Annotated in this window: 18 protein-coding genes; 6 read left to right on the top strand and 12 right to left on the bottom strand. The window is 44.6% G+C overall.

Annotated features, from left to right (window positions below):
• Nucleotides 1-76 precede the first annotated feature (76 nt).
• The 11 genes from DESGI_RS16975 to DESGI_RS17025 form a co-directional block, all read right to left on the bottom strand.
• A complete protein-coding gene (locus tag DESGI_RS16975; protein ID WP_006520290.1) occupies nucleotides 77-655 on the bottom strand; it encodes a hypothetical protein in 579 nt (192 codons plus the stop codon).
• Nucleotides 656-661: 6 nt separating this feature from the next.
• Nucleotides 662-943 carry a hypothetical protein gene (locus DESGI_RS16980; protein WP_006520291.1) on the bottom strand — a complete coding sequence of 94 codons (282 nt, stop codon included), beginning with the start codon at nucleotides 941-943 and terminating at the stop codon, nucleotides 662-664.
• A complete protein-coding gene (locus DESGI_RS16985) occupies nucleotides 940-1,368 on the bottom strand; it encodes an AbrB/MazE/SpoVT family DNA-binding domain-containing protein (protein WP_006520292.1) in 429 nt (142 codons plus the stop codon). The genes DESGI_RS16980 and DESGI_RS16985 overlap by 4 nt, the downstream gene beginning before the upstream one ends.
• Before the next feature lie 36 nt (nucleotides 1,369-1,404).
• On the bottom strand, nucleotides 1,405-2,337 hold the full coding sequence (locus tag DESGI_RS16990) for a DNA adenine methylase (protein WP_006520293.1): 933 nt from the start codon (nucleotides 2,335-2,337) through the stop codon (nucleotides 1,405-1,407).
• A gap of 4 nt (nucleotides 2,338-2,341) precedes the next feature.
• Entirely contained in the window at nucleotides 2,342-2,545 is a 204-nt protein-coding gene (locus DESGI_RS26645) for a hypothetical protein (RefSeq protein ID WP_006520294.1), read from the bottom strand.
• A gap of 151 nt (nucleotides 2,546-2,696) precedes the next feature.
• On the bottom strand, nucleotides 2,697-3,023 hold the full coding sequence (locus DESGI_RS17000) for a hypothetical protein (protein WP_006520295.1): 327 nt from the start codon (nucleotides 3,021-3,023) through the stop codon (nucleotides 2,697-2,699).
• A 1-nt stretch (nucleotide 3,024) separates the two neighbouring features.
• Nucleotides 3,025-3,534: a hypothetical protein gene (locus tag DESGI_RS17005; RefSeq protein ID WP_006520296.1), complete on the bottom strand. Its 510-nt coding sequence runs from the start codon at nucleotides 3,532-3,534 to the stop codon at nucleotides 3,025-3,027.
• A 211-nt stretch (nucleotides 3,535-3,745) separates the two neighbouring features.
• A complete protein-coding gene (locus DESGI_RS17010) occupies nucleotides 3,746-5,050 on the bottom strand; it encodes an IS4 family transposase (RefSeq protein WP_006520297.1) in 1,305 nt (434 codons plus the stop codon).
• A 277-nt stretch (nucleotides 5,051-5,327) separates the two neighbouring features.
• Nucleotides 5,328-5,768, bottom strand: coding sequence for a GNAT family N-acetyltransferase (locus DESGI_RS17015; RefSeq protein ID WP_041285637.1), 441 nt, complete (start codon nucleotides 5,766-5,768; stop codon nucleotides 5,328-5,330).
• 490 nt (nucleotides 5,769-6,258) lie between these two features.
• Entirely contained in the window at nucleotides 6,259-7,626 is a 1,368-nt protein-coding gene (gene rlmD / locus DESGI_RS17020; RefSeq protein WP_006520299.1) for a 23S rRNA (uracil(1939)-C(5))-methyltransferase RlmD, read from the bottom strand.
• 49 nt (nucleotides 7,627-7,675) lie between these two features.
• Complete coding sequence (locus tag DESGI_RS17025; protein WP_006520300.1) at nucleotides 7,676-8,419, bottom strand: hypothetical protein; 744 nt, start codon at nucleotides 8,417-8,419, stop codon at nucleotides 7,676-7,678.
• Between the two features lie 454 nt (nucleotides 8,420-8,873).
• On the opposite strand from DESGI_RS17025, the gene DESGI_RS17030 reads away from it, so the two are divergent.
• The 6 genes from DESGI_RS17030 to DESGI_RS17055 all read left to right on the top strand — a co-directional run bounded on the left by DESGI_RS17030 (nucleotide 8,874) and on the right by DESGI_RS17055 (nucleotide 17,074).
• A complete protein-coding gene (locus DESGI_RS17030; RefSeq protein ID WP_006520301.1) occupies nucleotides 8,874-9,989 on the top strand; it encodes an aminopeptidase in 1,116 nt (371 codons plus the stop codon).
• A gap of 102 nt (nucleotides 9,990-10,091) precedes the next feature.
• Nucleotides 10,092-11,690: an ATP-binding protein gene (locus DESGI_RS17035; RefSeq protein ID WP_006520302.1), complete on the top strand. Its 1,599-nt coding sequence runs from the start codon at nucleotides 10,092-10,094 to the stop codon at nucleotides 11,688-11,690.
• Nucleotides 11,691-11,717: 27 nt separating this feature from the next.
• Nucleotides 11,718-13,160 (top strand): sigma-54-dependent transcriptional regulator, encoded by a 1,443-nt coding sequence (locus DESGI_RS17040; protein ID WP_006520303.1) that lies wholly within the window; start codon nucleotides 11,718-11,720, stop codon nucleotides 13,158-13,160.
• A gap of 245 nt (nucleotides 13,161-13,405) precedes the next feature.
• Nucleotides 13,406-14,272 (top strand): FAD binding domain-containing protein, encoded by an 867-nt coding sequence (locus tag DESGI_RS17045; protein ID WP_006520304.1) that lies wholly within the window; start codon nucleotides 13,406-13,408, stop codon nucleotides 14,270-14,272.
• Nucleotides 14,273-14,301: 29 nt separating this feature from the next.
• The gene (locus DESGI_RS17050; protein WP_006520305.1) at nucleotides 14,302-14,787 is read left to right on the top strand and encodes a (2Fe-2S)-binding protein; all 486 of its coding nucleotides are present in this window, start codon (nucleotides 14,302-14,304) and stop codon (nucleotides 14,785-14,787) included.
• A 16-nt stretch (nucleotides 14,788-14,803) separates the two neighbouring features.
• A complete protein-coding gene (locus tag DESGI_RS17055) occupies nucleotides 14,804-17,074 on the top strand; it encodes a xanthine dehydrogenase family protein molybdopterin-binding subunit (RefSeq protein ID WP_006520306.1) in 2,271 nt (756 codons plus the stop codon).
• Between the two features lie 784 nt (nucleotides 17,075-17,858).
• Here DESGI_RS17055 and DESGI_RS17065 read toward each other — a convergent pair.
• Nucleotides 17,859-19,076, bottom strand: coding sequence for an IS256-like element ISDgi1 family transposase (locus DESGI_RS17065; RefSeq protein ID WP_015617949.1), 1,218 nt, complete (start codon nucleotides 19,074-19,076; stop codon nucleotides 17,859-17,861).
• Between the last annotated feature and the right edge of the window lie 40 nt (nucleotides 19,077-19,116).

Consider the following 19,116-nt stretch of genomic DNA (forward strand, 5'->3'; position numbering starts at 1 on the left):
AATCCTTTCTTTTAAATTTGACAATGAAAAAGCCGGAACCATTTTTTCTGATTCCGGCCTCAAGTCCTTATTTGGTTCACAGCTTCATTTCCATGCCGCCCTGCTCCGGCTGTTCCTTTTGCAAGGCTTCCGGCAATGGGTGGACAACCTTTCCGTCAAGCATTTCAAATACGCAGAAGTCATCCCTGTCACAGATCATAATCCTGTGCTGGTAGTCCTTCTGCATTTCGATGTAGTCCTGCACCTCCTTGATGCTGCACAGCCACACGCCGGAGGTATATCTGCCGTCCGGCAAAAAACAATAACCGCTGTACTGCGGTTCATGACTTTTAATATCCAAGGCTCCGGCAGGACGGATTTGTGAAAGCTGCAGTCGGGCATGGTCGGATAGGATTTCCGGCTTGGCAACGCCTAGTATGTCGCTCCGGTTCCACCGAACCTTCTCACCGTCAGCAAGGGAAACGGCAAAGACTGACCGGCCGCTGGGATTTGGATTGCTGCCGAAACCTCCGGTGCAGAAATATAGCTGATGCTTGGCTTCACGGAATTCCTCCGATAACACGGAAGCCTTGAGGACTATAACCTTGCCGCTTATAGACATTTCATATCCGGTTTGCAGGCAGTCCTCCTGCGTAAATAATTCCTTTTCGCTCATAGCGGATTACTCCTTTCGCTTTTCAATGATGTCCAGCAGCCTTGCGGCTAATGATATAAGCGTATTCTCAGGCATATCACGAACAGCGGCGTGGACGAACGCCTCCACCGCCTCCGGCGACTGGTCGCCGATTTCGATGAGATCAACCTTTTTAGCTGTGATGACGCCCTTCTGGATACCGAGGCGAACGATATCGCCATGCTCCATTTCAGCGGCGGCGCGTAATGACTTTGGAATCAGGACGCGCCCCTTGTCATCTACTATTTTGTATATGGGCTTTGCTTTCATACGAAGTAACCCTCCTTTCTCATAACCTCCCGAACCGTGTCGGGGTTGATGCCGAGTGCAGCGAACAGCTCGTGAAGCTCATCCGGCAGATTATCCAGAATATCCGCTTCCAATATAACGATGGCACCCGGCGCGCAGACAATTTTCAGGGCGCTTGCTTCCGAAATCTCAGCCGCTTCCAGCAGCAAGTCGGGAAGGGACAGGGAAATCTCCACGCCATCTTCTTCACAGTCACACAACGGCTCATCTGCTTCAGACGCAATGGGGGTAAGGACAATCTGCGGACAGGTATTTTCATCAGCATCCACAGCGAGAGTGACATTCACCTCATCGCCGGGCTTCAGCCCTGCGGCATCGAGCGCCCCTGTTTGCAGGGTGATACGACCGTGCTTATCCACGGACGTAACCATTTTAAATAGCTTCATAATGTAAATCCTCCTGAAAAATATGATTTGATTTTGTTATGGCATGCCGAAAAGACCGCCGACGTCGAATAAGCCCATTTGAGTAGGCATATCCCGCATGCGTTCGCCGGTATCGTAGTTTGAGATCAGCACCTCGGCATATTCACTGCCGTTGTCATAACGCTGCGCGAGGTTGTTGATTCGGCTGACCGCTTCGATATTGTAGTCTTTATACAACTCCCGGATGAATTCGCAGTCGTTGTAGCTGACCAGCCATTTACCCAGACAGGATGCCAGGGTATCTCGCAGGCGGTAGTGATCCTCTTTTCTGAACACCACCTCGTAGTGTCCCTCCGTTTGATAATATGGGGGGTCGCAGTAAATGAAAGCGTGTTCTCGGTCATACTGCTTTATCAGAGCTTCAAAATCCTTGTTCTCAATGACTGTGTCCTTGAGCCTCCGGCTTGCCTGCCAAATGAGGTCAAAGGTTTTGCGGATATCGAAGGGCTGACATCCATAACTGGTGCAGCCGCTTCCGTAGCTTAATCGGATGAGCTTGTAAAAGGCTGCGGCACGTTTCACATCGTTCATCTGCGCCTTTTCTAAAAGGATGAGCTTGATTTCCTCATACTGAAGCTCGGTAAGATGCTTTTGCGCTATCTCCAGTTCCTCATGCAGATACTCGTTTGTGAATTCCTCCTTCTCCAGAAATTTTTTCAGGACATTGAATTCGTCCCGCCCATTAAGAGGAAGAAAGCCAAGCTCTTTTAGCAAAGCCATGGGCCTGTCACGGATACAGGTGAACATATTGGCAAGGTCGGAGTTAAAATCGTTATATACCTCCATGACGGTGCTTGGCCTTCGGCCGAATAACACCCAGCCGCCTCCACCAAATACCTCGATGTACCTGCCGAATTCCTTCGGCAGCCTCTGATAAATCAGATCCCGCAGAGACTTTTTACCGCCCACCCAGCTGATGGGACTGTTCATTGCATCACCTCCCTCGGCTGCGGGAGCTAATTCTTTCAACCTTGGTTCTCAGACAGGAGCCGTCAGAACTCCAGCAGATGAAGCCGACGCCGGGATATGGGCAGCCATTACATCGGGTGGTATCTTTGGGCGGGGGGACGGTAAACCTTTTAGGCGGACCGGTTTCTCCCGCATTTGTTTTTGCTTCTGTGCTTAAATCATTGTTCATGGTTCAGCTCCTTTCTCGGAAAAACAAAAAAGGCGCTGCCTTTTTTGTAAAGACAACGCCCTCTCATTCATTTATTTAGTTGCTTGGTTCACAGCTTCGGAAATAAAAATAGCGCTCTTCAGCTTCACTGTTCAAGAGAACCTAAAGAGCGCTACATATTCATCTGCATTCCCTGGTCGGAGTATAGGATGGCGAAGCTTTTCGTCTGGAGATGAATGACCGCCTCGGTCAACAGGAATTCGTGATTGGCCTTTAGCCAATTAAGATCCTCGGCTGTGGCGTCCTCCGGCTTACCCCCGCCATAATAGTAGGATTTGACCGTCGCCGTTATATATTCTGATCCGCCGCAGTCCTCGATCAGCTCCTTGTATAGCTGCGACTTTTGAACATCCTCCGTTTCAGGGATACCGCTCATGAGTCCGACTGCACTGATGCCGTTGTTGGTTTCCAGACCTATGATGGAGAATACCTTGCTCATTTTACATTCCTCCCATCACAGGGCCGCCGTATCCTGCTTCGGGAGAGCTGTTTTTCATCTCCTTCTCTAGCTTCATCGAGTAATCACCGCTGTCCCAAAAGCTGACATAGATTTCTCCGTCCGGCGTTTTGATGGGACGCTGCTCAAAGCCTTCTCCATACCCGTCAGAGTTCTGACCGCATACATAATCCATAAGTGCAGCGGTTTCTTCTCCGGAGAGAGCCTCCTTCAATTCTGCCGTCATGACTCCCCACAGCTCGCCATCGACGATTTCGACTGACGGGTATAGGCTATACACTTTTTCCTTGAGCGCTTCGTCGTGAATGTACTCGGCAAGACCTCGATCATTTTCGAAGTGCCGATTCTCTTTTGCAATGGCAGCGAGGATTTGATCCTCATAAGCCACCGCATCCCTGGACGAAATATCCTCCCGCTCATCCTCCGAGCAGTCATACTGAGGATAGCTGAAAATCTTCAGAGGGAAAAAGATTCGCATTGTTTCGTTTGCCATTTTGATTTCCTCCATTCTTTTTTATATGAGTCCCTAAAAAACAATGTCATTAAGTTAAGCTTATAAGAAACCCCAGCAGTAGAAAAGTGATACCGCTGGGGTTATCGCATACAAGGAATAACATAGAAAACGCAGGTGTTTTTGAATTTTGAGCAACACAAAAGCAGATGCCCGAAAAGCATCTGTAAAAATCTCTGATGCATGTTAAATCTCAAATAATTCTGTACTGGAACCCTACTGCTGAAATCGGATTTTGATATCTAGGAAATTTTCTGCCAGGGCGTATTGGGGAAAGGTGCTTACCTATCAGTTTAAGAACTTGGACCGCTGGAATTAACTCTCTCAAAAATTGACGGCATATATTTAAAGCCACTGGAAAATTTACTCGCAAATCTTCCGGAATACTGATGTGGTGCATGATAATGGAAGAGTAATTGTATAGAATTAGTCTGGCAAAAATCTCTTGCAATATAAAATCCTTCTTTTTGCTGTGCAGACTCGCCAAACCCACAGCATATTTTAGCTCCTTAAAAGATGTCTCAATTCCCCAGCGCAGATTATAGAGCTGTTTTATTTTCTCCGGCGGAAAATCTTCGGCATTGAGATTTGTATAAACCGTTTCATACACACCATCAGCAATAGCGAAGCGAACGGCACGAAAATGTAAATCATAAAACTTGGAATCTTTCGGTTTAATGAAGTCAAATGTCGTATGTGGCTGTATCCATCGATACCGATGGGGGTATGCTTTTAGAAGCGGTAACGTTTCTTTGGTTTGGCGCCGGGTGAGGGTTAACGTGATTTCTTCATCGTATTCCGAGCAATTTGGTAGAGAAAGCCTTGATATAATCCCATAGGATTCTTTCGCCCGGATGATATAGTACCATGATTTCTCCTGAAAATGAGCGATATTGTTGAATGACTCATATCCCCGATCCATGATTGCAATTACATTTCCGCTGATTTCAGACTGGTCTACCATGGATACTAAGGCTTTATGCTCATTCATGCCTTTCTTGGATTGCACGGATGCATCGACATAAACCTTGCCCATCAGGTCATACATAGCGTCTAAATGCACAAGATTGTAATTTTTGCTATCTTCGCTGTTCCTGATGGAGGAGAATCCATCATTTGAATTTGACGGAAGTCTCAAATCCGAACCGTCAACAGCGAGCAGCCTGTAGTCTTGCAATGAATTCTTTGGTACTGCTAATCTTGTAAATTCGTGAAACAGTAGTTTCAGTGCTTCTGGACGAATTTTGTCTCTCTGTTGGACAAATGCTGAAGCGGTTGCAGTTTCTGACGAATAGCCCAGCCAATCATATAATTCTTTTGAAAGGCTATTGCCTCCCATGCCTACAAGCATAAGCAGCATAGTATGCAGTGATAATTTGCGTTCGCGTGAAAAATCTTGCCCTGGTCGTTTCACGCAAGCCGGTAAATCTGCTGTGATTGAGCTTATCGCTTGGTGCAGCGCAGTTCGTACCTGCTCTGGATATGCTTTCTTTATCATTTTTGAAGGCCTCCTTAAAAAAATGTCCTCATTTTCAAGGCGAAGCCTTCGATTTTTATTTATTTGTCAAGTGTTTTTTTACAATTGATAAATTTTATATGCCCACCTGTATGTATAAGAAAAACACAACCATCTTAATCTGGATGGTTGTGTTTTTTAGGCCTTAACTTAATGACATTGCCCTAAAAAAGGGCATAAAAAAAGCGGGGTATCTTCGTTAGAAAATACTCCCGCAAATTTTCAGGAATCAGTTATATTCAATTAAATAAATTAGAAGTTATCGCTCCCATTTCAGATAAACCATATCAACCAGTTGTTTTCCATCTTCAAACATTGGGTGGTCGTAGTTATCTATAAAAAAGTTTTTTATTCGATGTGATTCTGTAAAACCACATTTTTTATAAAAAGTAAGTGCAGAGGGAACATCCCCTGTCCCAACAATCATAGTGTTGCAATCAGTGTAAGAGGAAAACAGGAACTCTATCAGGCTTTTTCCATAGCCTTTTCGTTGATAATCAGGTAAAACAGCAATGTTTTTAAGCTCATAAACACCATCACCTTCTTGTGTAATCACACATTCAGCTTTTATGCCATTATCATCCAAAACGAACATTTCACCACGCTCAAGATACTTATCTATCATATCTTCTTGCTCGTCGGCCAGCAATAGTAAGTCTATATATTCCTTTTTGTTGTCTGTAATTTTTCTTATATTCATAATATCAGAATGTACTTCGGCATGGGTCGCATCATAATCTTTAATCCCTTGAATCAATTCTTGCTTAGCCAATTCCATCTCTGTATTCGACTCAGCTTTTTTATCAGATAAATATTTATATGCTTTTTGAACAACTACAGTAGTCGCAACTCCAACCGCAGCCGCTACTCCTAGCCACGGAAACATTTTTCTTTTTCCTGAATTAATAAGTAAGTCTACCAATTTTTCAGGACCACCATTTGCTTTTGCCATCTTTGATAATTCTGCATAATCCCATGCCATTTTATATTCCTCCGCAAATTCCTGTTTGTTTATATGTTCTATATTTAACATTTTATTGTCCAGCTATGGGAAATTCAAGCATGGACTCTGAAATACCGAATGTCATCTATGAAACGCCCCAAAAAACAGGGTCAAAAATCGCAGTTTTTCGCCTCAATTTTTGCCCGTTTTTTGCTCCAAAACCACTACATATAGTGGTTGGCCCGCCTTATTTGCCCTTAAAACCACTATACGTCATCATTATTACGCACTCAACGTGTCCCGTATGGGGAAACATGTCAACGGGTTGCACTTCTTGCAGCATGAAACCCAACCGGTGCAAATACCCCACGTCCCTGGCCAGAGTGGCCGGGTCACAGGAAACATAGACCACCCGCCTGGCACCGCTTTGGGCCAGGGCATCCAACACCTCGGGGTGACATCCGCTGCGGGGCGGGTCCAGCACCACCACCTCCGGGTGGTAACCCTTGTCCACATGTTCCATCAGAACTCGTTCCACAGCACCGGCAAAGAAACGGGCGTTTTTTATACCGTTAAGCGCAGCGTTGGCTTCGGCGTCTCGCACCGCCCCCGGCACCACCTCGTAACCCCGCACCGTTTTTGCGTACCGAGCCACGTATAGGGCAATGGTGCCCACTCCGCAGTACGCATCGGCTACCTCTTCATGCCCCTGCAAAGAACAGTAATCCAGTGCCTTCCTATATAGCACAGCAGTTTGAGATGGGTTCACTTGGTAAAAGGAGGCGGCAGAAATACGAAATCGCAATCCGTCTATTTCATCTTCGATATAGCCCCGGCCGGCCAAAGTTTGATACCGGCCGACTGTTTTTTTACCGGTGGCCCGGGCATAGCCCACCACCGTTACCACTCCAGGAATGGCTGTTATTTCACCGGTCAGCCCGGCCGGGGTCTCCCCGCTTTGAGCGCCTGCGGGTTTGCCGATCAATAATATTACCATCACTTCACCGGTGCTGCCCCGGCGCAGCATAATTTCCTCCGGCAATGTTACACCTGTCGGGTTATCCTCCAGCACCGTCTGCACCGCTTCAGCCACCCGGATTAAATCCCAGTGAGCCAGCAGGCACGAAGTCCCGGAAGCGCCATTGACGCCCGCAACCAGTTGGTGCGATTCCGCAGCGAAAAACCCCAGCGTCACTTTCCCGTCTTTCCACCGTACTTTAAAACGCACATTGTTACGGTAATGCCAGGGGTCCGGCATACCGATGATATCCCGTACCATTCCCCCGTCAACTCCGCCTATGCGAGCTATATTTTGCCTGACCAGGGCGGACTTCCACCGCAGCTGCTCGTCGTAGGCAATATGCTGCAGATTACAGCCACCACAGCGTTCAGCCAGGTCACAGGACGGCATCACACGGTGTTTTGAAGGTTTAACGGTTTTCAACAGCGTCCCCCGAGCATATCTCTTACGCAGTTCTTCAATGCACACCGTAACCTGCTCCCCGATCACCGCGCCGGGCACAAAAACCACCATACCCTCATCCGCTCGCCCGATGCCCTCACCGTAGCGATTGATATCCGTTATTTGCAGTGTTACTTTCTGTCCTTCCTGCAAGTGGTTCACTCCGTTCTCGTAGCACGTTATTATAAAAATTGATCACCAGTTATTCTAAATAAGAGTCTACCTGGGTCTCAAGGGACTTGATCTCATATTCATTTAGTTCACGGCCGAGAAAGCTCTGTAGAGCTTTTATAGATGCCCCCAAAGCCACCCGCCGCACATCTACCCCGGCGTTCTTTGTGACCACGGGACGGACGCTGGTTTCATATTTGGACGATGGAAGACCGGGTCCCTGGTTCGTCGATTCAATATCAAAATGCATGTTATAGTCCAAGGAACGGTCATCTTCTTCCCACATTACCGGTTCCTCAATAAATTTCTCGCCCGAGGCTGGTTTACCGGTGTAACCCCTTCCCTTAGATAATCTAGGTTCATTTACAATGTCAAATGGTACCGCCTCTACCGAAAGATGAGCTTGCAGGTCTTCCACAGGCTGTTCTTCCACAAACTGTTTACCGGCCTCCTCACTAACCGGCGATGCTTTATCCTCCTTTAGCGACTGTTTTTTCATTAACCGCCGTTCCCTGGCCTTTTCCTTTTTCTTTACATAGCTTGAAAAAGCACCGGCTATCTCCTCTTCCACTTGTAGTACTTCCACCCTGTGCTGCTCAATAAGGACAGGGTTTTTAGCCACCTTGTCCTCCAGCATCTCTATCAAATCAATCTGGTTGGCAATTAACGCCTGCAGTGACGGCGAAACCTTTACCGCCACTTTCATTAAGTCCCTGTCCACTTGGTGGCCGGACGGTGTGAACATATTTTCCTGCTGCTTGCTTTTCTTGGGCAACGTTTACACTCCTATCAAATAATGATCTCCTTATATAAAAAGCGCCACTGGATGGCGGTGCTAATAGGTCCAGGTGAGCACACTGGTTAGATTTATCATAGTGCTACTGTACTAATATAGTCAATGGTACTATTTTATTAGCTATAAAAAAACGAGGTTGCTCAGTACAGCTTTTATTTAACGGTCGCAAATTTTTGCAGGGCTAACCAGGGTAATATGTCTGTCAAGATATGACCACCAATTTTGGGTGCCGATTTAAAAATGTAGTAATATAGAATATATGCAATTTGGTACGGCATTAAAAATCCACTATTATTTGGCCTTTACTCTTAACTTTTTTGGAGTACAATAGACCAGTGGCGTTTCCCATGGAGGATATTAAAATTTATGCCGGTTTTGCCCATATACAGCTAATGATATTTCTGTAATAACAAAAGAACAAGGAGGGTTTTTCATGGTTGACTCGCGGATTACTACGTTGGCTCAAAACCTTATCCACTATTCATGCGCATTACAATGCGGAGAAAAGATCTTAATAGAAAACACGGGATTTGAATCACCACTGGTAAAAGAGCTACTAAAAGAGGTCTATCGCGTTGGCGGTCTGCCCTTTGTTTCATTAAAGGACAGCTCCATTGAAAGGGCCTGGCTGCTGGGCGCGGGGGAAGAGCAGGTAAAAATGCGGGCTCAATACGAAGCGGCCAGGATGAATGAAATGGATGCCTACATCGGTATTCGATCGGGAGATAATAGTGCCGAGTTATCGGATGTGCCCTCGGATAAAATGGATTTATACAATAAATATTTTTGGAAAGTGGTGCACGAAAATATTCGGGTAGCTAAAACGAAGTGGGTTGTTTTAAGATACCCGTCACCGTCCATGGCCCAACAGGCCGCTACCAGCACTGAGGCTTTCGAAGACTATTATTTTAATGTATGCAACCTGGATTATGCTAAAATGTCCCGGGCCATGGACCCGCTGGTTGAATTAATGAACCGGACCGATAGGGTTAAAATTGTGGGGCGCGATACTGATTTGACTTTCTCTATTAAGGGTCTGCCGGCCATCAAATGTGCAGGAAAAAGAAACATCCCGGACGGTGAGGTTTACTCGGCACCGGTTAGGGATTCAGTAAACGGTTATATAACTTATAATACCCCATCCCAGTTCCAGGGGTTTGTTTATGAGCAAATCAGACTGGAATTTTGCAACGGAAAAATTGTCAAAGCTACGGCTAATGACCAGGAGCGAATTAATAAAATCCTGGATACTGATGAAGGGGCCAGGTATATCGGTGAATTTGCCCTGGGTGTCAACCCATACATTACCACCCCCATGAAAGATACCTTGTTTGATGAAAAAATTTCCGGTTCCTTTCATTTCACTCCGGGCAGTGCATATGATAGATGCTTCAATGGAAACAAATCCGCCATTCACTGGGATCTGGTATGCATCCAAACACCGGAGTACGGCGGCGGGGAAATTTATTTTGACGATGTACTGGTAAGAAAAGACGGCAGATTTATAATAAAACAACTTGAAGGTTTAAATCCTGAAAACTTACAGTGATAAGGTTATTTTCATGTAAATAGACTTAATTTTCATTCTCTTGACTATTTGTTATAATTAATGTGATAAAATTAGCTTATAACCTCATAGGAGGAGATATTAATGAGTTTTACCCGCCAACCGGCTGAAGGCAGCTGTGTTTTGGAATTGACCAAGCAAAACACCCGGCTGGCTATAATCAATCAAATAGCAAAAAGCATTAATGTTCAGATGAGCTATGAAGATATTATTGATCACATGTCAATTCCTCTTCGCAGCGTTATATCCTATGACCTGTTAAGCTTTTGCTTACTGGAAAACGGTAACCTAATTATTAAATCAAGCGCGCCCAAAGACCAGAAATTATTGGGTGTGGGTAGTGTTTTGCATAATTATAATTCAGCTCCCTGGCAGGCTATTCTTTCCAAGCAATGTTTTTTAAGGCAGGACATATGGAATGATACACACAAATACCAGGAAGATGATGATTTGGTTGCTATTGGTATAAAATCGGCCATAATGTCTCCGCTGCTGGTTAACAACGAAGTCATCGGCGCGGTTAATCTGGGCAGTAAAAGACCTTACGCCTTTTCAAAGGATGATTCTTTATTTGTTCAACAACTGGCGGATCAAATGGCAGTATGTATTCAAAACATGCTCCTTTATAATGAGGTATTCAAGGCCAAGAGAGAATGGGAACAAACATTTAAAGCCGTGCTGGGACAGATTTACCTTATTGACTCAAAATACAACATTTTACGTGTGAATAATGAGATAAACGGAGTACCCCCCAGCGATATTGTAGGGAAAAAGTGTCACGAAGTGTTCCCTTTTTGCAACCGTACCTGTCATGAATGTCCCGTTGAAACAGCGTTCCGCATGAAACAAAGTATTTTTAGGGAAATAAATATTTCCCACTTAAACAAAATTTTAAATATTAACGTTTACCCAGTTTTCAACGAAAATAATGAACCCTACAGCATAGTAGTTTATATCAGAGATGTTACCACCAAGAGGCGGATACAAGCCCAATTGTTTCATTCCGCTAAACTGGCGGCAATAGGAGAAATGGCTGCAGGAGTTGCCCACGAATTAAACAATCCCCTTACGGCGATTATAGGTAATGCCAGTGTTTTATTAAGAATAACTAACCCCGGGGAAAAAACATTTAAGCTACTGGAAGATGTCAAAAATTGCGGGCAAAGATGTAAAAGAATAATACAAAATTTATTAACTTTTGCCCGGCAGGACAACTATTCCCTTGAACCATTAGATATCAACCAGGTGGTAACTAACAGCCTTTCCCTGGTAGCCTACCAAATTCAGAAAAGTAATATTTCCATAAAAGTAAACCCTGGTAAAAATCTACCTCCTATTATGGGTAATAAACAACAGCTTGAACAGATAATTATTAATTTTTTGTTGAATGCCAGAGATGCTCTAGATAATACAAAAGATCGTAAAATTATCATTACTACCCTGGCAATAGAGCACGAAAATAAAGCGGCCATTGAAGTAGCTGTTTTTGATAACGGTGAGGGAATTGAAGCTAAAAACCTGGAACATATTTTTAATCCTTTTTTTACTACTAAAAGCAGCACCAAGGGCACCGGTCTGGGCCTTTCAGTCAGCCTTGGCATAGCAGAAACCCATAGGGGAACCATTAAGGTTAAAAGCAAGCCGGGAAATGGTAGTACATTTTCACTAATCCTGCCTTTGTAATAATTCTAATGTATTAGGGGCGTAAAAATGAAACCGCAAATTTTAGTTATAGACGATGAAGTTGAAGTCGGCACTTTCTTTGCTTTTTTTCTGGAAGAACAAAAAAATTGCCAAGTAACTGTGGCTAACTCAGGTAGTGAAGCGCTAAAAGCAATCAGCAACTCATCCTTTCACCTGGCGCTGGTAGATCTCAAGCTGCCTGACAATGACGGTATAAGTTTACTTAAAGAGATAAAAAATCGTCAACCTTTTTGCCCGGTTATCATCATGACCGGTTATAGTACCGTAAAATCTGCCGTCCAAGCGGTTAAGCTGGGAGCTTTCGATTATATTGAAAAACCTTTTGATGAACTGGATCAACTGGAAGCGAGTATCGACAGGGCTTTGGGAAAATACCAAATCCACAAAGATATTATCGATTCCGAGCTGCTTCAAGAAGCCCGAAACCTGGGAATTATTACAAACCCGGATAGCCCTTTGTTTCGCATACTATCGTTGGCTCAAAAAATAGCTCCTAAAAACATTACCGTACTGCTAAGCGGGGAAACAGGTACTGGAAAGGAAGTCTTAGCCAGGTTTACACATTTTAACAGCTCACGGGCGAACAAGCCTTTTTTAGGCGTTAACTGCGGTGCTTTTACCGAAACCCTTTTAGAGAGCGAGCTTTTTGGCCATGAAAAGGGATCTTTTACAGGTGCACATGGAACTCGCAAAGGCATATTCGAGATAGCCGACGGAGGAACTCTCTTTTTAGATGAGATAGGTGAAGCAAGCCCCACTATCCAGGTAAAGCTGCTGCGCGTACTGGAAACCGGAGAATTTATTCGTGTAGGCGGCGAAACAACCCGTAAAACAAATACCCGCATAGTTGCAGCAACCAATATTAATTTAAGAGATGCCGTTAGTAAAGGAAAATTTCGCCAAGACCTTTTTTATCGTCTGGATGTAGTAAGTTTAAACTTGCCACCTTTACGGGAGCGTGTTTGTGATATACCCCTTTTAGTTGAACATTTCATTGCCAAAAACACTGAAGAAAAAATTAGATGCACTCCGGAAACACTTGAGCTTCTAAAAGCCTATTCATGGCCGGGTAATGTAAGAGAGTTGTCAAACGTAATAACCAGAGCAATTGCGTTTAGTAGTTCTGATTATATAGGAGTTGAATCACTGCCGGAAAAGATTACCGGCATAAAATTAAGTTCCTACCCTCCTATCAACAACAAAGCGATGATCGATTTGGAATGTTTGATAAACTGGTGGGGCGGTTTACTACCTCCCTTGCTGGTTCAGCTACCCAACCTCGACCTGGAAAGAGTACGAAACTCTATTAAAGATGTAGAGGCGGGAATTACCAGGAAAGTTATAGAACATTTTTTACAAGAACCTGGCAGTACATACTCCGGGATAGCGCAAAAGCTAGGAATTACCCCAAGAGTGCTGCGTTATTTAATAAAGGAAAAAGGCAAGTGAACCTCCTCCGGGACAAGCCCGTAGTTTTTCAGAGGCAGTTTTCTATAAAAACCGGTACTTATACAGTGCCGGTTTTTTATTTGCCGTTTTTTTGCTTATTTATTATTGGAAAATGACAAAAAATCGGCACAAAAAACGATATTACTATAATGATTTGCCTTTAAAATCGCTATTATTTGAATTATTTCAAATGGCATGCTATTTGCTTTAATTAAATAGTGATTTTTTATAAAGGAGGTTAGAGCATGTATATAGACTACTTAACACCGGAATCGGTAACTGATGCACTGCAAATTTTGCAGCAGCAAAAAGGAAAAGCCCGTATTATTGCCGGTGGAACCGACCTGTTACTGGACATAGAATCAAAGAAACATAATCCCGAAATACTGGTGGATATCACTCGGATACCAGAAATTAAAGGAATCCGAACAGAAGGGAACTTCTTGATTATCGGGGCGGGGGTTACGCATAATGAAGCAGCCAAATCACCATTGGTAAATGAAAAAGCACAGGTCCTGGCCGAGGCCAGCAGAAGCGTAGGTTCATTACAAATTAGGAATACCGCCACTGTGGTAGGTAACGTGGTAAATGCACAGCCGGCCGCTGATTCCGCCGTTGCTCTGGTAGCCCTCGGGGCAACTGCTGTAATAGCATCATCCGATTCCACCAGGGAGGTACCGGTAGAAGAACTGTACGCCGGAGTAGGCAAAACCAAAGTGAACAGCAACAACGAAATAGTAACCAACATAATAATACCGGCCCTGCAACCAGGTGAAGGTTCCGCCTTTACCCGGTTGGCCCAACGCAAAGCACTGGCGCTTCCCATGTTAAATGTAGCAGTAGTGGTATCTATTGCCGAAGATAAATTTCAACAGGCCAGAATAGTCATGGCCCCGGTAGGCCCGCAACCTGTGCGGGCAAGCGACAGTGAAGAATTACTTAAAGGCGCGGCAATAAATGAGGAAACAATTCAAAAGGCAGCAGAGGCCGCCCTGAATCACGCTAATCCCCGGAACAGCACTCTGCGTGGGTCTGCGGAATACCGCTGCGCAACATTAAAAGTCTTGGTTAAACGTGCCCTCGAAACGGCTGTAGCTCGTGCTCGTAATTAATGACAATTATTTAACAAGGGGGGATTGGTATGAATAAAAAAAATGTTAAATTCACACTTAACGGCAAACCTGTAACATTAACAGTTTCACCTTCCGCTACATTATTAGATATAATTCGTGACGAATTAAAACTTACAGGAACCAAAAAGGGTTGCGGCAAAGGTGAATGCGGCGCCTGCACAGTTATTATGGACGGAATTGCAGTGAATTCCTGTCTGGTCCCTATAATGAAAGTTGCAGGCTGCCATGTTGAAACCATTGAAGGTATCGGTAACAAAGAAAAGCCGCACCCGGTACAGGAAGCATTTATGGACCTGGGGGCTATTCAATGCGGCTTTTGCACTCCGGGGATGATTATGTCTTCCAAAGCCCTGTTGGACAAGACGCCGGATCCCAATCGCGAACAAATTAGAGAAGCTATATCAGGCAATATCTGCCGCTGTACGGGATATGTCAAAATTGAAGCAGCTGTTCAAGCTGCAGCCGACAAAGTCAAGGAGGAAAATTCCAAGTAGAGGAGGGGATAACGATATGAAAGAATACAAAGTTATAGGAAAAAGCATCCGCCGGCTTGATGCCTGGGAAAAATCAGCTGGAACGGGAACTTTTACGACTGACATTTACTTGCCTGGCATGCTGTTCGGTAAAGTGCTTCGGAGTCCATACCCCCATGCCAGAATAAAAAAAATTGATACTACCAAAGCTGAACAGTTGCCGGGGGTAGAAGCCGTTTTATGCTATAAAAATTCTACCAGGGTAATATTCAATACTTCAGCCACCATGACGACAACTGTTCCGCCCATGAAACCGGTTTTGGACCAGTACATTTTTGACAATGTAGTGCGGTATGTCGGGGACGAAGTGGCTGCAGTGGCTGCTGTCAATGAAAAAATAGCTGTCCAAGCCCTTGAATTAATCGAAGTGGAATACGAACCACTGTCTGCAGTGTACGATGCTAAACAAGCCATGACCTCAGACGCTCTTGAGATCCACAGCGACTGTCCGGCCGGTAAGAATATACCGGGAGAAATAATTCACCTGGAAATGGGCAATCTGGAGCAGGGTTTTAATGAAAGTGATCTGATTTTTGAAGAAGAATTTAAGCTGCCCATTGTTAAACAGGTTCAAATGGAAACTCAAGCAGCCGTAGCACAAGTGTCTATTGACGGCAGTATTACCGTTTACTCCACTACCCAAACTCCGCACCCATCCGCCCAAATACTGGCACACATTTTTCAACTGCCGGTAAGCAAAGTGCGAGTATTAAATCCTCCATACCTAGGGGGCGGTTTCGGAGTTCGTATCGGCCTTAGCGGTAAGGCTGAAGCTATTGCGACAGAACTGGCCATGAAAACAGGAAAACCCGTAAAAGTAGTTTACGACCGCAAAGAAGACTTTATCGCCTCTGATACCAGACATGGCGGTTACGTTACAGTAAAACTGGGGTTAAAAAATGACGGCGTTTTCCACGCTTTAGAATTAAAAGCAAATCTTAACACCGGAGCGTATTGCAGCTTTGGCGTAGAGGCTGCCGGCGTACTTGGAGCAATGGGACTCTCAGTTTACAGAATACCTCATCAGGTCTACCACGGCCACAGTACCTACACAAACTGCACTCCAGCCGGAGCTATGCGCGGTTTCGGCAACCCCCAGGCAATGTTCCCCATAGAATCCGTGGTTGACATGGCCGCCGAACGTCTGGGTATGGATGCAAAAGAATTACGGCTTAAAAATATAATCAAGCCCGGAGATAAATGGGTATTGCCTTACCCATGCAAAAGCAGCGGATTACCCGAATGCATTGAAAAGGGCGCCCGGGAAATAGGCTGGAATAACAGAGGAAAACTAAACAAGCCCGGAGATAAAATCCGCAGAGGAATAGGTATGGGTGTGGGTACACACGTAAGCAACTCCTGGCCCTTCTGTGTTGATTTCTCCAACGCCCTGGTAACCATAAAGAGCGATGGAACTATTAAGGTTGCATCAGGTGTGGTGGATATGGGAACCGGGACCAAAACAAGTCTTGCTCAGATTGCAGCGGAAACCGTTGGTGTATATGATATGAGCAAAGTATCGGTAACCCTTGCAGACACCGAATCAACACCCTTTGAAATCGGCAGCCACGCCAGTCGTTCATGCTACACCGCCGGGCAAGCTGTCTATCTTGCCGCACAGGATGCTCGCTCCCAGGTACTGGAATACGCAGCAGATTATTTAAAAGAGCGTATGGAATACCTTGACATTAAAGATGGGGTGATTTATAGCGGCAACGAGGCAAGAATATCCCTGGCCGAGTTAACTGAATACGCTCACCTGCATAATAAACAGTTTCTAGGAGTAGGCAAAGTTGTTCCGTCCAACGCCCCCCCGTGGGAAGCGCACTTTGCTGAAGTAGAAGTCGATACTGAAACAGGTCAAGTCCGGGTAATTAAACTGGTAGCAGCACACGACGTTGGGAAGGCCATACATCCTGTTATCGTAGAAGGGCAACTGGAGGGAGGTCTGGTCCAGGGTATGGGGTACGCCCTGAGCGAAGAGATTCGTTATAACGACAAGGGTAAACAATTACATGATGGTATCCATAAATATATGCTTCCCACCGCTGAAGATATTCCGGAAATTAAGGTAATTCTTGTAGAGCCGCATGACCCCAGCGGACCCTACGGCGCAAAAGGAGTGGGTGAAACCAGCCTGGTACCCACCGCCCCGGCCATTACCAATGCCATTTACGACGCAATCGGTATCCGCTTTAAGGAAATACCAGTGACTGAAGAAAAAGTTTTTAAAGCTTTGTATAAGTGACCTCACTCTCGAAATTATTAAAATTACCACTGCTCCCGCTATAAATGTTAATTCCCTGCACCTGCAAGTGCAAGTGCAGGGAACTTTTTATTTTTTAATTTTTTCCAAAACCACACACAGGATAACGACAGACGAACGGTATCACTACAGCAAGGAACGAAAGCATAAACAATATGTTGGCCCAAAGATAGTACTTCCACCTGGTCAAAGCGTTTTCAACAAGCATAAAATTACCTTGAACTCTGGCCATCTCCATAATACCGTTACATAGGTTATACACCATAAACAGGTTAAGGACGGTTGTTACCAAACCAATTAATAGAAAAATGCCATTGGGTAAATCAATGTTGATTCCGGGCCGTTGAACCTGATAAATATCAAGTAAAGATAAAAAGATATCTATGCTTATGCTATGTCCGAGTTGCAAGGAAGAAAAGATAATCTCGAATACTATTTCATAAGCACGGGATTTATTGATCTTTTACCATTGGCCTGTGAGCTTGCTGAAAGATTGGATTAGTAAAAGCGAAAATGATTGAGGCCATATGCAAAGTCGCTGACAAATAGGGAATGTGAAATATTACGTGTAAATGGTTTTTCCTCTTAACACAAAACTATCTTAGTTAGAATCAACTAGGTAGCCCTTTATATGGAGAGGGGCCTGTGTTAGCCTGTTGCGGCGGGAGACCAAAGCGTAGCGTGGACTCCCCGGTGGGCTCCCAGAAACACAGGCCCAGAGGCTCCATGTCAAGGGCTACCGGTCGGTTTGTTGGCCGGCTAACTTTTATATGGCCATCTCTGATTCTATCCTATCACCAAAGTATATGACAAATTGGGAGATGCAATTTTTCCAATCTTTAACTGGCATAGTCCATTTTTTTGCTGCTTCAACGGTGGCCAGGTAAATAATTTTCTTCAGTGCATCGTCTGTTGGATAGGCAGTTTTAGTTTTGGTTACTTTCCGTAGTTGCCGGTGGTAACCCTCGATGATATTAGTAGTATAAATCATTTTACGGATTTCATATGGGTATTTAAAATAAGCTGTTAACTCAAGCCAATTCTTTTCCCAGGAACGAATTATAATGGGATGTCTTTTACCCCAGTTTTCTTTGAATATTTCAAAGGCTAACTCAGCCTCTTCCAGGGTTAATGCCTGGTACACTTGCTTAAGATCAGCCATCAACTCCTTTTGTTCTTTGTATGGCACATACTTCAGGGAATTACGGATTTGATGGATTATGCAAAGCTGAATTTCGGTATGGGGGAAAACAGTGTTTATGGCCTCAGAAAACCCGGAAAGCCCGTCTTTACAGGTAATCAGGATATCTTGCACCCCCCTGTTTTTGAGGTCATTACATACACCAAGCCAAAAGCTGGCACTTTCATTTTCCCCAATCCAGATGCCAAGTATTTCTTTTTGGCCTGCCATATTTAGGGCCAACACACTGTAGGCCGCCTTGTTTATTATCCGGTTATCTTTACGTACCTTGAAATGGATAGCATCAAGGAAAACAATAGGGTATATACGGTCAAGTGTCCGGGACTGCCACTCTGCAATCAGTGGTAGTATTTTGTCTGTTATCTTGCTGACCATGGTAGGGGATACGTCGATACCGTAGATATCCCTCATGTGGTCCTCAATATCACGTGTAGACATACCCTTGGCGTACATGGCTATAATTTGGTCTTCAAGCTGGTTGGATGTCTTTTCATATTTACCGATAAGCCTTGGTTCAAATTCACCATTACGATCCCGTGGGATTTCCACTTCTGTCTTGCCGAACTTAGTCTGGATAGTTTTCTTATTGTAACCGTTGCGACTGTTGCCAGTATTATTGCCTTCAATGCTGTGTTTTTTATACCCGAGGTGCTCTTCAATTTCAGCCTCGAATATCTGCTGCAAGGTGTCCTTGAATAGATTCTTGAGCATCTCATGTACGTCTTCTACGGTGCGGCAATCCTTTGCTAATTCCTTGATCGTTTTGTCTTGCATGGCTTGCATAAATGGTCATCTCCTTTATTGGTAGTTATAACCATTTACA

It is taken from the genome of Desulfoscipio gibsoniae DSM 7213 (genome assembly GCF_000233715.2).
In the GTDB taxonomy this organism is placed as follows: Bacteria; Bacillota; Desulfotomaculia; order Desulfotomaculales; family Desulfallaceae; genus Sporotomaculum; species Sporotomaculum gibsoniae.

Coding starts and splice junctions, on each gene's coding strand:
- DESGI_RS17030 (WP_006520301.1), top strand. CDS start 8,874: ATGGTTGACTCGCGGATTACTACGTTGGCTCAAAACCTTATCCACTAT.
- DESGI_RS17005 (WP_006520296.1), bottom strand. CDS start 3,534: ATGGCAAACGAAACAATGCGAATCTTTTTCCCTCTGAAGATTTTCAGC.
- DESGI_RS17045 (WP_006520304.1), top strand. CDS start 13,406: ATGTATATAGACTACTTAACACCGGAATCGGTAACTGATGCACTGCAA.
- DESGI_RS17035 (WP_006520302.1), top strand. CDS start 10,092: ATGAGTTTTACCCGCCAACCGGCTGAAGGCAGCTGTGTTTTGGAATTG.
- DESGI_RS17065 (WP_015617949.1), bottom strand. CDS start 19,076: ATGCAAGCCATGCAAGACAAAACGATCAAGGAATTAGCAAAGGATTGC.
- DESGI_RS16975 (WP_006520290.1), bottom strand. CDS start 655: ATGAGCGAAAAGGAATTATTTACGCAGGAGGACTGCCTGCAAACCGGA.
- DESGI_RS17055 (WP_006520306.1), top strand. CDS start 14,804: ATGAAAGAATACAAAGTTATAGGAAAAAGCATCCGCCGGCTTGATGCC.
- DESGI_RS16990 (WP_006520293.1), bottom strand. CDS start 2,337: ATGAACAGTCCCATCAGCTGGGTGGGCGGTAAAAAGTCTCTGCGGGAT.
- DESGI_RS17040 (WP_006520303.1), top strand. CDS start 11,718: ATGAAACCGCAAATTTTAGTTATAGACGATGAAGTTGAAGTCGGCACT.
- DESGI_RS17010 (WP_006520297.1), bottom strand. CDS start 5,050: ATGATAAAGAAAGCATATCCAGAGCAGGTACGAACTGCGCTGCACCAA.
- DESGI_RS16985 (WP_006520292.1), bottom strand. CDS start 1,368: ATGAAGCTATTTAAAATGGTTACGTCCGTGGATAAGCACGGTCGTATC.
- DESGI_RS17000 (WP_006520295.1), bottom strand. CDS start 3,023: ATGAGCAAGGTATTCTCCATCATAGGTCTGGAAACCAACAACGGCATC.
- DESGI_RS17050 (WP_006520305.1), top strand. CDS start 14,302: ATGAATAAAAAAAATGTTAAATTCACACTTAACGGCAAACCTGTAACA.
- DESGI_RS17015 (WP_041285637.1), bottom strand. CDS start 5,768: ATGAATATAAGAAAAATTACAGACAACAAAAAGGAATATATAGACTTA.
- DESGI_RS16980 (WP_006520291.1), bottom strand. CDS start 943: ATGAAAGCAAAGCCCATATACAAAATAGTAGATGACAAGGGGCGCGTC.
- DESGI_RS26645 (WP_006520294.1), bottom strand. CDS start 2,545: ATGAACAATGATTTAAGCACAGAAGCAAAAACAAATGCGGGAGAAACC.